Here is a 14065-nt window from a genome sequence, read left to right on the forward strand (position 1 = left end):
AACTGGGCAATTTAATGTTTAGCAATTTTCCCATAGCAAAGGATCGGAAGTTATGAGCAGCGAACTAGAAACAGGTTTGCCGAGCATTCGCCAACTCCAAAACTTTATTCGAGATGGTAAAGAAGTAGAGCTAAAGCTCCTGACTGGAGATTTGCTCACAGGCAAAATTCGCTGGCAAGATCAACACTGCTTTTGCTTGAGCGATCAGTATGACCAGCCCACTTTAATTTGGCGGCAAGCGATCGCTTTCATCAAACCCAAAATGTAGTCCGACTGCCCTCTATGGATAGGAGCCATCCTGCTACTTCTAGCTCTACAGTTCGCGGAGACTATCGGGTGGCAGGAACTCCTGTAAGGTTTCGCTAACGTTTGCCTTCACCACTGGAATTTGTAACATCGGCAGTTGCAAGGCGGGAGCAATCCACTGGCGCACCTGCACCAAAGAATCTCGGTTGCCACATAGCAGCAGGCGATCGCTCACCAAAATATCGGTGTCTCCAGTAGGAAAGCGGATAAATCGACCTTCCCGGCGGATGGCTTGCACCTGTACGTCATATTGCCCTTGTAGGTCTAACTCAGCTAATGTTTGGCCTGCCACTGGACTCTCTACGGGCACCATTAGCCATTGGCAAGAGGAACTTTCCTTGGGAACTGCCGCTTCTCCCCGAGCTAGCTCATCAAACGCTGCCACTTCTTCTGACTGCCCCACAATTAAGAGGCGATCGCCCGGTTCTAGAATAGTTCGCGCGTCTGGATAATCCACCTCATTACCACCCGCGCGACGAATCGCCATCAAACTCACACCTGTGAGGCGACGCAAATCTGTTTCCTCTAGGGTCATTCCTAGCAATGGCGAATGCTCTGGCAAGCCATACCACTTGCTGTTCATATCCTGAGCTGCCACCCGCAGGTCGCGCGAAATTTGGTTGGCGGTGCGCTCCGGTCGTAGTCCGTAGTAGTGACTATTGCGAATTTGCTGCACTTCTAGCTGAATGCTGGAGAGAGGAGCGCCCATGCTAGTAAGTAAGTGAGTTGAGAGTTCTAGGCTTGCTTCAAATTCTGGTTGCACCACTTCACGCGCCCCCAGTTGGTAGAGCAATTCAATATCTTTGTCCTTATTGGCTCGTACTACCACATCTAAATCGGGCGCAATTTCTAAACAGCGTTTGAGGGATAACCGAGTACTCATGGGGTCGGGTAGCGCGATCGCCATACCCTGAGCTTTATCCACGCCTGCCTTTTCCAACACATGCAAGCTGCCCGCATTGCCATAGACGTAGGGGATTTCGGCATCTCGGAGTTGTTGAATTCTCTGTTCCGACTGCTCAATCACCAGCACTGGATACTGGTGTTCCTGCAACAATTGCACAATGTTGCGTCCGACTCGGCCATAGCCACAAACCACCACATGATTTTTTAGGGGCGCTTCTTCTGAAGCTGCTAACGGTAAATCAGTTCGGTCGAGATATCGCTTCAGCCAAGGCCAAGATTCCGCCCAGACAAATAATTGCGGCACTAATCGCAACAAGAAAGGAGTGACGACTAGAGTTACTGCCGTTGTACCCAGAATCAGCAAGTAAACCCGGCGAGACACTAGCCCTAAAGCTTGTCCTTCGCTCGCCAGCACGAAAGAAAATTCACCAATTTGAGCTAATCCGAACCCGGCAATCAAAGCTGTCTTTAATGGGTAGCGAAACAGAGTGACCAGAGGTGTGATGATGAGAAACTTGCCCACCAATACCAGCGCCACCAAGCCTAGAATCAGCTCCCAATTGTTCCAAAGAAACACCGGGTCGATCAGCATCCCGATCGCGGCAAAAAACAGGCTAGCAAAAATATCCCGCAACGGCTCGACATAAGTTAGCGTCTGGTCGGCATACTCCACCTCCGAAATCATCAGCCCCGCCACAAAGGCTCCCATTTCAATCGAAAGCCCCAGATGTTCTGTCAGCAGGGCAATTCCCAAGCAAAGTGCCACCACACCCAGCAAGAACAATTCACGGCTCTCGGTGCGAGCCAGCAACCGCAATAGAGGCGGAATAATCCAGATACCAACCGCCACTGCCCCCGCCGCAAATAAGCCAATGCGTAACAAGGCCCATCCCACGGCAATTCCGATCGCTTCGGCAGGCTGATCGAGAGCAGGTAATACGGCCAGCATCAAGCCCAGCGCCAAGTCCTGCACCACCAAAATCCCCAGCATCACCTTGCCGTGGGGGGTTTCAGTTTCGTTGCGCTCCATCAAGCACTTGAGCACCACTGCCGTAGACGACAACGATAGGATGGCTCCCAAGAAAACTCCTTGAGCGGGAGAGGTGACCCAACCCATCGTGACTGAGGCGATCGCCGTCACCAAAATCGTTAGGGCAATTTGCAACCCGCCACCGCCCAAACTGATCGCTTGGACTTTCTTCAGCTCGGCAAATGAGAACTCAACGCCTAACGCAAATAGTAAAAAGGCCACTCCAAACTGGGCCAACGTTTCTACTTGGACGAGTTCCTTAATTAGCCCTAAACCAGCAGGTCCAATAATCACTCCACCCAGCAGGTAGCCCAACAAAGCCGGCTGGCGGAGTAAAGCCGCAATCAGTCCTCCTGCCGCAGCCGCAGCCAAAACAGTCACCAGATCGACGATCAGCCTAAAGTCTTCTTGCACAGGTTCTTAAAAAAATGAGAGAAATATTAACGTCTACAAACTTCAGAATAAGAGGTTTTTACGACTCTGGGGAGAGTACAGCGGAGGTTTAGCTAGGAAAACGCCGCGATCGCACCGTTATTCGCCGCTCATCTTAAGAATTGGTTGACTCCTAGGAAGTTACTCCTCTAAAATTTGTCCCGAAATGACTGGACAGACTTGGAAACAGATACAGAAATACTTAGTCTAAGTCTGACAGTAGGTCTGACAATAGTTGTGAAGGACATCTTGAGATTGTGATTGCTTCCCCTCCATCTCACCGCTTCAGGAATTGGTTGTTTCACCTCGGACTCGCACCGTTAGGCGTGGCTACAGGAGCGATCGCCTCAATCACTCCTGCTCAAGCCCTGCAAGTTCAGATTACGCCTACAGCCCCCCAGCTTGGAGACACCATTTCTGTAGTCGTGCGGCAAGATAACCTGGAGGTCAGCAGCAGCCCCAGAGTGACCTTAGGGCAGCAAACCTTTGATACTTATCTCATCGGCCCTAATCGCTTCCGAGCTTTATTGCCAACCACCCCCCTCGATAAACCTGGCACGCTGAAGATTCAAGTCACTGGGGAAGGGCAGGTGAAGAATTTGGCAGTGCAGCTTCGCAATCGCTCCTTTCCAACTCAGAGCATCTGGCTCCCACCGGGCAAAGATGAGGACATTAGCGATGCCGAATTTAATCGCGTAGATGCCTTCAAGCGTTTAGTGACGCCCCAAAAATTCTGGAGCGGTCCTTTTGTGCGGCCTAACCAAGGAGAAATCACCACAATTTACGGCATTCGTCGCTACTACAACGGCGTATTTGCCAAAGATTATTACCATTCAGGCGTGGATTATGCAGGAGCCACAGGCTCCCCTGTCGTTGCCGCCGCAGCGGGACGAGTCGCCCTCGTCGGTCGTGAATCCCAAGGATTTAAGATTAATGGCAATGTCGTCGGGGTTGACCACGGTCAAGGTGTGCAGACGATTTATTTACACCTGAGTCGCATCAATGTAAAGGAAGGTGATATGGTCCGAGCGGGCCAAGTGATTGGCGCAGTCGGTTCTAGTGGAGCTTCGACTGGGCCACATTTACACTGGGGCTTGTATGTGCAAGGAAAGGCTGTAGACCCAGTACCTTGGCGTTATCAAGGCATGGAATAATCTTGTGGGAAGTTTTGGTAAATTTCGTCCAACAGTACGATTCTGGGGCAAACTAAAGCAAGGTGCTTGCAGCAAGGTTGCCCATTTGTAAGATGGTGGCGGGGAGCGAAGAGGCGTTATGAGTATTGAGAAAATTGTAGAGCAGGCCTTGCAGGACGGTTACCTCACACCAGCGATGGAAGCTGAGGTGGGTCGCATCTGTGACACGGCTTCCGAATTGTCGATTGAGGAATATATGGCCCTCGATCGCTTGATGGGAGCGTTACTAACGGGTGAAGTTGTGGCTGTACCCAGAAAGCAGTTCATCAACGTGATGGAAGAATTGGTGCTAACTGAAGCGATCGCTCGGGTCGCCGAAATTGAAGCTACGAGTGATTGCACTTTAGATTTGGGTGATATTGCTGCCTACGCCTTAAACCGTCTGCCACCCCTCTACGCCACCACTGAAGAAGGCGCTAACTACCAGCGCAACCGCGCCAAAGAAGAACTACACGGCTTGATTGCTCAGCAGGTGAGTGAAGCGATCGCCCGTAACCTAGACCGACCTGAATTCTTCCCTGAGCGGCAAGCGATCGGCAAAAACTCTGGCGATGAAGTGTTAACTCAAGTCAGTACGTTGCTCCAGGTTTACGCTCCTAAGTTTGAACCCCAGCCCTCCGATAACTAATTGCATTGGCAGATTTTGGGTGGTGTAGATGAAGCCTACACCACCCAAAATCATTACCTATGTAAATCCTTTTAAGGCTGCACTATGACTGGCGTTCCTTCGGCAACTTGCTGATAGAGCGCCACAATATCTTGGTTTCGCATCCGCACACAGCCGTGGGAAACAGCCTGACCAATTAACTCTTCCTGATTCGTACCGTGGAAGCCAATTTGGTTGTGGCCATCGGACCAAAAACCGATCCAGCGCAGTCCCAAAGGGCTATCAGGTCCCGCGGTGATGAGCTGCTCGGTAATGGGGTGCTGCCAAACTGGATTAGTTTGCATCTGAGTGATGGCAAAAGTGCCTGTAGGGGTCTCCCAGCCTACTTGACCAATCGCAACTGGGTAACTTCCTTGCAATTTTTGGCTGCGGTACAGAGAAACCTTGCGATCGCTCAAATCTACCACAAGGCGACTTTGAGCTTGAGCGGGCGTAGCAGGCTTAGGCTTCAAGGACGCAGAAGCGCTCTTAACGGGTTGCAGCGGTAGGTTAATAGCAGGTTGCTGTGGCGTGAGGGAGGCAGCATTGGTCTGCGATCGCACCAGCAACGTTAAAAAAGCTGCGCCTAGGCACAGCAGCATAAAACTACGAGTGATCGATTCATCTCTAATCATGACTTCGTCACTTCATTGCGCCGCAAAGAGCTCCAGCACTAGCCAAAATCTGGATTCAACTTCTATTGTCAATTTACTCTGTCAAATTCCAAAGGGGCTATCTGTCTCTCAGGTGGTTTTTGTAAACCCTCTCGTCAGCAACCACGCATTTTTGTCAGCAACAACTCTACTTAACTGCGATCGTTCCCTGAATCACTAAAGCTGTAGCTGCTTCGCAATTAAGTGGTCTAGCAAAGAAATAGCCTTGAGCATACTCACACTTCAAAGCTTTGAGTTGTGCCAACTGCTTAGCAGTTTCCACTCCTTCAGCAATTATGTCCATGCCTAAATTCCAAGCTAGGGTAACGATGGTGCGGACAATTTCTAAGTTCTCGCCATCAATATCGATGCGGTTAATAAAGGAGCGATCGATCTTTAGCGTGTCAATGGGGAAGCGGTGCAAATAACTGAGTGAAGAGTAGCCAGTGCCAAAGTCATCAATAGCTAGCTGAATCCCTAAGCTTTTGAGCTGTTGCAGCATCGTTGTAGCCACTTCAGCATTTTCCATCACCACACTTTCAGTAATCTCCAGCTTTAAGTAGCGAGGATTTAGATTCGTTTCTTGCAGAATTTGACTAATTTGGTTTACTAAATCAGGCTGGACAAACTGACGGCTGGAGAGGTTGACGCTGACGATGAGTGGACAAGGCGAGGAGATCAGTTGGTGCCAGACAGAGAGCTGATAGCAAGCCTGACGCAATACCCACTGACCAATCGGTACAATCAGCCCAGTTTCTTCGGCCAAGGGGATAAAGTCGGCAGGCGAGATCAAACCCCGCTCTGGGTGATTCCAACGAATTAAGGCTTCAAAACCCATGATGCGATTGGTTTTGAGAGACACAATCGGTTGGTACTGTAGCCAAAATTCTGGGGCTTCTGTTTCTCCAGAAATGGCTTGATCCTGAGTCTTGGCGATCGCTCGTCGGAGGTCATGCTCTAGTTGCATATGGGCCAGCGTCCCCCGATGCATGGAAGCATCAAAGATTTCGTAGCGCGTGCGGCCCATCGCTTTCGCTTGGTATAAAGCCAAATCTGCATCGCGCAGAATTTCTTCAGGTTGGCTGTAATCGGTACAACTGAGGGCAATGCCAATACTCGCTGTGGTAGAAATTTCGTGACCGCTGAGATAGAAGGGCAGTTGCAACTCTTGCTGTAGACGTTCTGCTACTCGAATGGCATCTTGAACGTCTTTAATGTCTTCTAGCAGGATCGTAAACTCATCGCCACCGAATCGGGCAACGGTATCGCCAATTCTCAGGCAAGATTCCAAGCGCCGGGCGATCGCCACCAACAGTTGATCGCCCACCAAATGCCCTAGAGTGTCATTCAGGGTTTTGAAGTAATCCAGATCAACAAAGAGTAAAGCAAACACAGCACCAGAACGCCGCTTTACATGCTCGATCGCTCGGCCCAAACGGGCCATAAACAAGGCTCGGTTGGGTAACCCTGTGAGGACATCATGAAACGCATCATGCCGCAGCCGTTCTTCAATCCGTTTGCGCTCAGTGATATCGAACTGAATGGCTAAGTATTGAAAGGGTTGTCCTTGCTCGTTGAGGTAAGGCACGATAGTTGTGTCTACCCAATAGTAAGAACCGTCTTTGGCTTTATTGCGAATTTCTCCTTGCCAAACTTTGCCTTGGTCAATAGTGGACCATAAGCTTTGAAAAAATTCCTTGGGGTGACAGCTAGAATTAAGCATCCGATAATTTTGCTGCACCAGCTCTTCACGGGCGTACTGGGATAGCCGACAGAACTTGTCATTCACATACTGCATCACGCCAGTTGTATCTGTCAGAGCCACAATGGCAGCTTCATCCAGCGCGAGCTTGATGTTGGACAACTCTTGCTGTACATTTTGGAGCTTTTCCTGCCACTGCTGACATTCAGGTTGCTGAGAGGCGATCGCTTCTGAATGCAAGCATTCTGCTGAAATTGGCGGCTGCTCACTTGCATCCTGGCTCTGTATGTCCCGCTGCTTAGTGTCCATATCTTTTCTCGGATGGGTGTCCCGCTACATTCATAGTTCCCTCCTGTTAGGAGAAAACAGAGTTTAGGATGAAGGCAGGACGTAACGTATTGTTTACATGTTGTGGGCATGGATTGGCAGGAAGTTTCTGGTAACTGGGTTTTAATTCCGCCGCGACCCATCGCGATCATCCATTTCTTGGGAGGAGCTTTTGTTGCGACTGCACCTCACGTCACTTACCGTTGGTTGCTAGAACATCTCAGCCGCCAAGGCTATGTAATCATCGCCACTCCTTTTGTCAACACGATGGATCACGGTGCGATCGCTCATCAAGTGCTGCGGAACTTTGAACGAGCCTTTGCGCAACTCCAAACCAGAGGATTACTGCAAAAGCGCTACCTCCCCATTTACGGCTTGGGACATAGCATGGGCTGCAAGCTGCATTTACTGATTGGTAGTTCGTTTGCTGTGGAGCGAGCAGGAAATATCTTAATTTCCTTCAACAACTATGCCGCGCGCGATGCCATTCCGTTAATGGATCAGCTTTCGCCTAGCTTTGCCGTTGAGTTCACACCATCTCCGCTAGAAACGATGGCTTTAGTCTCTGAGCGCTACCAAGTACGGCGAAATTTGCTGATTAAATTTACCAACGATACGCTGGACCAAACCATAACCATGAGTGAAGTGCTGAAGGAGCGTTTTCCTGATATGGTGACGCTGCAAAAGCTACCGGGCAGCCATACCACTCCTCTGGGTCAAGATGTTGCTTGGAAAAGTGGCTCAGTTTTCACCCCGCTAGATGCGATCGCCCAGTGGATGAAGCAAGAGGTGTATCGAGAACTCAATCAACTCAAGCAATCAATTCTGCTTTGGCTCGATCCATTTATGAAGCTGTGAAATTATACGTTTATGGCTGTGACTCCTCGGCTATTGACTGATCCGTTTTTGCAACTGCCGACTCCTACTTCCATCCGGGTCGTCTGGTTCACAGAATTTCCTGGTTCCCAACATTTTGTGACCTACGGGCCTGGCTTAACGACACCTGCCGAGAAAAGTCGCGATCGCACTGTCATGGCAACCAGTAGCCAGCTCAGTCGGACCCGTGAAGATCAAAAGTCACACTTGAATTCCCAAGTTGTTGATTTGATCAATTCTAGACCTGAGGAACGGCAGATTTGGCGGCACGAGGCGATCGTGAACAATCTCACGCCGGGAGTGCGGGTGCCTTATCAAGTAACGAGTGTGCAGGAAGATGGTCAAGTAATTACGAGTCGAGTTTTTAGCTTGATGCCGCAGCCTAGCCCACAAACGGCCCTCAAGATTTTGCTGACGTCCGACCATCAACTCAAACCTTTGGTTTCGGCGAACTTACAAAAGGTGGTGGAAACGGTTGGCGCCGTAGATGCGGTGTTTTTTGCGGGAGACTTGGTTAATATTCCCGATCGCGCCTCCGAATGGTTTGATGACAATCGTGGCGGAGCCTTCTTTCCAGTATTGCAAGGCCGAGCTGCCTACAAGCTGGAGAAACAAGGGCAGGAAACTATTTATCGGGGAGCCGAAATTATTCAGCATGCGCCTTTGTTTACCACGATTGGTAATCATGAGGTGATGGGACGCTTCTCAAGGGAGAACTCCTTAAGTAGCCAATTTGATGATGCCGTCCCTTGGGCGATCGCCTCAGCTCGCTATCCAGAGCAAGCACATTCTAATCAGCCAGCAGACGACTCTACTGGTTCCACGGCGCGCGCAGCTTGGATCAAAGATCATTCCTTCAACACAGATACCTACGAAGAGATCTTTACGCTGCCTACTAGTGAGACAGGCGGCAAAACTTACTACGCGGTTACTTTTGGCGACATTCGCTTAGTGGTTCTATACGCAACCAGCATTTGGCGTGTTCCAGAAATTGGCCCTGAGATACGTGGCAAGTACAGTGATCCAGTTCCCCAGCCAAGTCAGCAGGCCAAAGAGCTATCTCAACTCGATCAAGATGCTTGGGGCTATGGGCAACACATCTTCGAGCCGATCGCCCAGGGAAGCAAGCAGTACCAGTGGTTGCAGCAGGAATTAAACAGCCCAGAATTTCAGCAAGCCAAGTACAAAGTGGTGATGTTGCACCATCCTCTCCATTCCTTAGGCGGCAATATTGTCCCGCCTTACACCGACCCTGTAACTGTGAGCGATCGCGCTCCCGATGGCACGATCCAAGGCGTTCGGTATGAGTACCCGCCAGAGAGCAACTACTTGGTCCGAGACGTGATGCCACTGCTAGAGGCAGCAGGCGTGCAGTTAGTGTTCTACGGTCACTGCCATTTGTGGAACCGATTTGTCAGTCCCAGCGGCATGCATTTTCTCGAAACCTCTAATGTGGGTAACTCCTACGGTGCTTATCTAGAACAACCCAGGCCAACAGCTCCCAGCTCTGACTCAGCGACTGGTACAGCGGTCGGCAATCCTAACGGTCTAGCGCCTGTGGTCCCGACGATCGCGCCACTTAAAGATGAGAATGGGCGATCGCTGCCGTATCTGTCGAGCAATGATCTCACCGCGTTCAGCATTTTCAACACAGCCGATGGCACGGTTAGTAGCTACTACTTTGACACCCGTCAGCCTCAGTCGTCCACAATTAAGTTTGATGAGTTTCAGCTCTTGCAAACTCCACCGACTAAACCAGCAACGCAGAGTTAGTCGGCGAAGCTAGTTTCTGGGCTTTAACTGGAATTTCAATCCGAAACTCTGTGCCTTGTCCAGGGGCTGAGTGACAAATTAGTTCACCGCCATGTTTGTCCGTCACAATTTGATAGCTGATTGACAATCCCAGCCCAGTCCCCTTTCCTACCGGCTTGGTGGTAAAGAACGGATCAAACAACCGTTGTCTAACAGCTTCCGTCATACCCATACCGTTGTCGGCAATTCGGATCACAACTCGATTGGAGTCCAGAACTGCGGTCTCGATGCGAATAAAGGTTGGCTGAGCTGATTGATCTGTAGTGGCTTGGTGCAACTCATCTACAGCATCGATCGCATTAGCGATCAGATTCATAAAGACTTGGTTGAGCTGTCCTGCATAGCACTCAACCATCGGCAATGGGCCATATTTCTTGATCACTTGAACGCCAAACCGCCCCACTTTTTCCTTAAAACGATGCTGTAGCAACAGTAAAGTGTTGTCTAAACCTTCATGAATATCCACAGGCTTCATCTCTGATTCTTCTAAGCGAGAGAAGTTGCGGAGAGACAAAACAATTTTCCGGATGCGCTCTGCTCCCACCTTCATGGAAGACAGCATTTTAGGTAAGTCTTCAGTTAAGAAATCAAGGTCAATTGCTTCAGCTTTGGCTTGAACTGTTGCAGCAGGATGAGGATAACTTTGTTGATAGATCTCAAGCAAATTTAGCAAGTCTTGAGCGTATTCGTTGGTATGGCTCAGATTGCCATAGATAAAGTTAATGGGATTATTAATTTCATGCGCAATGCCAGCGACCAATTGCCCTAAACTGGACATTTTTTCCGTATGAATGAGTTGCGACTGAGTCTTTTGTAGCTCCTTGAGAGTTTGCTCTAGTTGTTGGGTGCGTTGACGCAGATGATCCTCGGATTCTCGTAGCGCTGCGTCTGCTATTTGACGCTCTGTAATATCCTCATAAATCCCTAAAATTCCTACAACTTGACCTGCGGCATTATGCAACGGAATCTTACTGCTATCTAACCAAGCTTGCTTGCCGTCCGCTTGCAGTTGCGGCTCAATGATGTGATATTCCGGCTGATTTGCCTCTATGAACTGGCGATCGCAACTCTGAAAAAACTCGGCTTCTTCTGGTTTCCACGCTAACTCATAATCTGTGCGACCCACGATTGCTTCTGATGCTGCTAGGCCTGCATCCAGGGCAAAGCTACGATTGCAACCCAAATAAACTGACTCATGATCTTTCCAGAAGATCGCTTGTGGAATTGTGTCGATCACCAGCTTCAACATTTGTTGAGAATCACGCAAAGCGATTTCCATGCGTTGGCGTTCTACAATCTCATCTTCCAGCTTTTGATTGGCGGCTTCGAGTTGCGCTGAACTGGGTAACGACAAAACTTGAGGAATCAAAGACCTTAACTCCAAGGCAGTGTAGAAAGAAACTGCCGCAGTAATAGCTTTGAGGAAACCCGATATCCAATAATGGGGGTGCCAGAGCGTCCAAATGTCCATCAAGTGGGTGGTACCACAAGCAACAATAAAGATACCAAATAAAATAAAAATTCCATTAAAAGGAATGTCCCGCCGCTTGTGGACAAAGTATACCAACATCAGCGGAATCGAATAGTAAGCTAGGGCAATAATTGAGTTAGAAGCAATATGCAGCCAAACAAGTCCGGGTTGCCAAAGATAGCAATGTCCATGCGGAATAAACTGACTTGAATCTAAAAATATTTTCCAGAATTCCGGCATAAACCTACCTCAAAAAATTGCCACAGTAGGAGATACCGAAAGGCATCTCAAGTAAAGCTTAAAAAAAGTTCTTTTGCCCCTCGAAGCAAAAATTCAATAAAACAAAATTTGAGCCTTCCAGGATTCACATAAACTCTGTGTTTCAAGTTTCACTCGACTCAACTCGATTTATGATTCGCTACTACCCTAAGCAATCACTTCACAGTGTTCTTAAGCTTCTCTCTAGTGATACTCCATTCACTTGAAAAATCAAACTGATAATTATTCGGTATTAGTCAGTTCAATTCCGAGAAATCAGTCCGTGATGGCACTGAATCAATATCAATGAATTCATTAGTCCGGATATTTTTTATTAGTAAATTATGCAGTTGTAGAGTTTTTATCAATTGACAGAGCAATCAAAATCAACTATTTACAGTCTTAGAAGCTCTCTTATCAATTCGATTGCACGGCTTTTGATGCCCCAACAGCGTAGCCCTGCCAGAGCACGAAAAAACTAGAAGAGCGGAGTATATTAGTTGATGGCAGAGGCCCGTACAAGTGTCAGAAGGCATTGCCTCTAGGCATCGCTGATGATCCTTGACTGGGCTGCTAACTACTTGGCAGCGTTGCCGCTTCGTATCTGGGTCCACTCTATTCATCCTTGCTATGACATCTGAAAAACAAGATTTGGCAGATTCTTCCGGGCAGTCAGGGTTCTGGAAATCCCAACGAGAAAATTTTCAGATTCTAGCGATCGCTTTAACTTTGGCCCTTTTCATTCGTGCCTTTGTTGCAGAACCTCGCTTTATTCCGTCTGACTCAATGGTGCCAACTTTATTAGTTGGCGATCGCTTGGTGGTGGAAAAGCTTTCTTACCGCTGGCACTCACCGGAAACGGGCGATATTGTCGTCTTCGATCCACCATTGCAATTGCAGACCCAGGGCTACAGCAAAGAGCAGGCTTTTATCAAGCGCATTATTGGCCTGCCTGGTCAGATTGTGCAAGTGCAGCAGGGTAAGGTTTATGTAGATAACCAGCCGCTGAAAGAACCGTATATTGCCGAGCCACCCGCTTATGAGTGGGGGCCAAGGCAAGTCCCAGAGGGGCAGTTTTTCGTCATGGGCGACAACCGCAACAACAGCAACGACTCCCACATTTGGGGCTTCTTGCCAAAGCAAAATATTATTGGTCGAGCTTGGTGGCGCTTTTGGCCGTTCTCCCGAATTGGGCAGTTCTAGCGCAGCTAAAAACGCAAGTAGTGCATCAAATCAGTTGTTACGGTACTAGGCAGAGAAAGCCGTCGTTGCAGATCTGCCAGGTTGCGGTAAGGCCCTGTAGCTAAGCGATTTTGCACGATCGCTCTAGCCAAGAATAAATCAATCGGTGGCACTTTGAGCAAAACTTCTACAGAGGCCGTGTTGGGATTAATGGGCTCAATTGTGACCAGACTCTCAGCATCGTAATAACAAAAATTGAGAATCGGTGCGAAGGGCCGTAGTCGCTGGACGGGCACTCCTAAAACAGCGGCCATATCTTCCAGGCAGCAAAACTGTACGCCTGCTTGAGTGAGTTCGGCTAGCGATCGCGCTTGATGGATAGAAATTCCGGGTAAACGTAGCCAATCGTCCACTGTGGCTTGATTGGCGTCGATTTTAACTCCCAAGGAAACGGCTAACTGCACTTCTTCTAACGATTGCAGACGGTAATAAGGATCATTGATCAACCGCGATCGCAGCGGTGTAGAGGCAGCCGCGATCGAAGGACGAGTCCGAGCTACAGAGGTTAACCAATCTAAAAATGCCATCTCAGGTTTCAAGTCACGCTATCTAATAACTGTCGGCGCTTTTGCTCAAACTCATATTCTGAAATCAAACCATCTTGGCGCAGTTGGTCCAGTTGGCGCACTGCCGTTGCGATCGCGCTAACTTTCGCCGGATCAACAGTTGGCCCTGTAGGGTAACGGACGGTGGGGCTAGCTGCTATTCCATCGTTAAAGTTGCGATCGAACTGATCGGAGTCTTGGCTTAGGTACCAAACTCCTTCAATTGCACTGGCAATTTTAGGAATGGGCGTTGCCAGAGACAACAGTAGATACAGCATACCCCAGCGATATTGACCGAGATAGAGCTTGTGCAACCCCGCGATCGGCACGATCACGCCAGCGAAGGCTAGGACTGCTGCTATTTGACGATTTTTTGGCTTGTTTAGCATGCTTTGCTCCTTGGCGGCACCTAGATGCATCACGGTCGATCCTATGGATTAAAGGTAACGGCAGCGCTTTTGCTAGCAATAGATTTCAATTTGCAAAATAAGCCCGTAGACTTTGGACATCGTAGTTGTGATTTAAGTTACTGACACCTGCCCAGGATCACCCAGGTGCCTGATGTCGAGTTCTAGCAAACAGAGTACAGTAGTAAAAGAGTTTTATTTCAGCGCAGGGTACTGAAACCAACCTGGAAACCGATATTAAAGTTGCTAGTAACCAAGC

Annotated in this window: 12 protein-coding genes; 6 read left to right on the top strand and 6 right to left on the bottom strand. The window is 49.0% G+C overall.

Going from position 1 to position 14065, the window contains the following annotated elements:
- Positions 1-52: 52 nt before the first annotated feature.
- Positions 53-268: an RNA chaperone Hfq gene (locus H6F90_RS08385; protein WP_190438881.1), complete on the top strand. Its 216-nt coding sequence runs from the start codon at positions 53-55 to the stop codon at positions 266-268.
- A 45-nt stretch (positions 269-313) separates the two neighbouring features.
- Here the strand turns inward: H6F90_RS08385 and H6F90_RS08390 are convergent, their stop codons facing one another.
- Complete coding sequence (locus H6F90_RS08390) at positions 314-2656, bottom strand: cation:proton antiporter (RefSeq protein ID WP_190551923.1); 2343 nt, start codon at positions 2654-2656, stop codon at positions 314-316.
- A 275-nt stretch (positions 2657-2931) separates the two neighbouring features.
- Here H6F90_RS08390 and H6F90_RS31295 point away from each other — a divergent pair, with 275 nt between their 5' ends.
- Both H6F90_RS31295 and H6F90_RS08400 read left to right on the top strand, forming a co-directional pair.
- Positions 2932-3828, top strand: coding sequence for a M23 family metallopeptidase (locus H6F90_RS31295; protein ID WP_370587976.1), 897 nt, complete (start codon positions 2932-2934; stop codon positions 3826-3828).
- A 118-nt stretch (positions 3829-3946) separates the two neighbouring features.
- Complete coding sequence (locus H6F90_RS08400) at positions 3947-4495, top strand: late competence development ComFB family protein (protein WP_190551926.1); 549 nt, start codon at positions 3947-3949, stop codon at positions 4493-4495.
- A 71-nt stretch (positions 4496-4566) separates the two neighbouring features.
- Here H6F90_RS08400 and H6F90_RS08405 read toward each other — a convergent pair whose 3' ends face one another.
- Entirely contained in the window at positions 4567-5148 is a 582-nt protein-coding gene (locus H6F90_RS08405) for a L,D-transpeptidase (RefSeq protein ID WP_199295795.1), read from the bottom strand.
- 166 nt (positions 5149-5314) lie between these two features.
- Positions 5315-7177 carry a bifunctional diguanylate cyclase/phosphodiesterase gene (locus H6F90_RS08410; protein ID WP_190551928.1) on the bottom strand — a complete coding sequence of 621 codons (1863 nt, stop codon included), beginning with the start codon at positions 7175-7177 and terminating at the stop codon, positions 5315-5317.
- Between the two features lie 108 nt (positions 7178-7285).
- Here H6F90_RS08410 and H6F90_RS08415 point away from each other — a divergent pair, with 108 nt between their 5' ends.
- Both H6F90_RS08415 and H6F90_RS08420 read left to right on the top strand, forming a co-directional pair.
- The gene (locus H6F90_RS08415) at positions 7286-8053 is read left to right on the top strand and encodes a DUF1350 family protein (RefSeq protein WP_190551930.1); all 768 of its coding nucleotides are present in this window, start codon (positions 7286-7288) and stop codon (positions 8051-8053) included.
- Positions 8054-8065: 12 nt separating this feature from the next.
- On the top strand, positions 8066-9844 hold the full coding sequence (locus tag H6F90_RS08420; protein WP_190551932.1) for a metallophosphoesterase: 1779 nt from the start codon (positions 8066-8068) through the stop codon (positions 9842-9844).
- On the opposite strand, the gene H6F90_RS08425 is transcribed toward H6F90_RS08420, so the two are convergent.
- Positions 9822-11594 carry a sensor histidine kinase gene (locus tag H6F90_RS08425; RefSeq protein WP_190551934.1) on the bottom strand — a complete coding sequence of 591 codons (1773 nt, stop codon included), beginning with the start codon at positions 11592-11594 and terminating at the stop codon, positions 9822-9824. The genes H6F90_RS08420 and H6F90_RS08425 overlap by 23 nt on opposite strands.
- Positions 11595-12242: 648 nt before the next feature.
- Between H6F90_RS08425 and lepB the strand changes: the two genes are divergently transcribed.
- On the top strand, positions 12243-12815 hold the full coding sequence (gene lepB, locus H6F90_RS08430; RefSeq protein ID WP_190551936.1) for a signal peptidase I: 573 nt from the start codon (positions 12243-12245) through the stop codon (positions 12813-12815).
- 5 nt (positions 12816-12820) lie between these two features.
- On the opposite strand, the gene H6F90_RS08435 is transcribed toward lepB, so the two are convergent.
- Entirely contained in the window at positions 12821-13381 is a 561-nt protein-coding gene (locus H6F90_RS08435; RefSeq protein WP_190551937.1) for a ComEA family DNA-binding protein, read from the bottom strand.
- A gap of 8 nt (positions 13382-13389) precedes the next feature.
- Positions 13390-13788, bottom strand: coding sequence for an SHOCT domain-containing protein (locus tag H6F90_RS08440; RefSeq protein WP_190551938.1), 399 nt, complete (start codon positions 13786-13788; stop codon positions 13390-13392).
- Positions 13789-14065 lie beyond the last annotated feature (277 nt).

Source organism: Trichocoleus sp. FACHB-591, from assembly GCF_014695845.1.
GTDB lineage: Bacteria > Cyanobacteriota > Cyanobacteriia > FACHB-46 > FACHB-46 > Trichocoleus.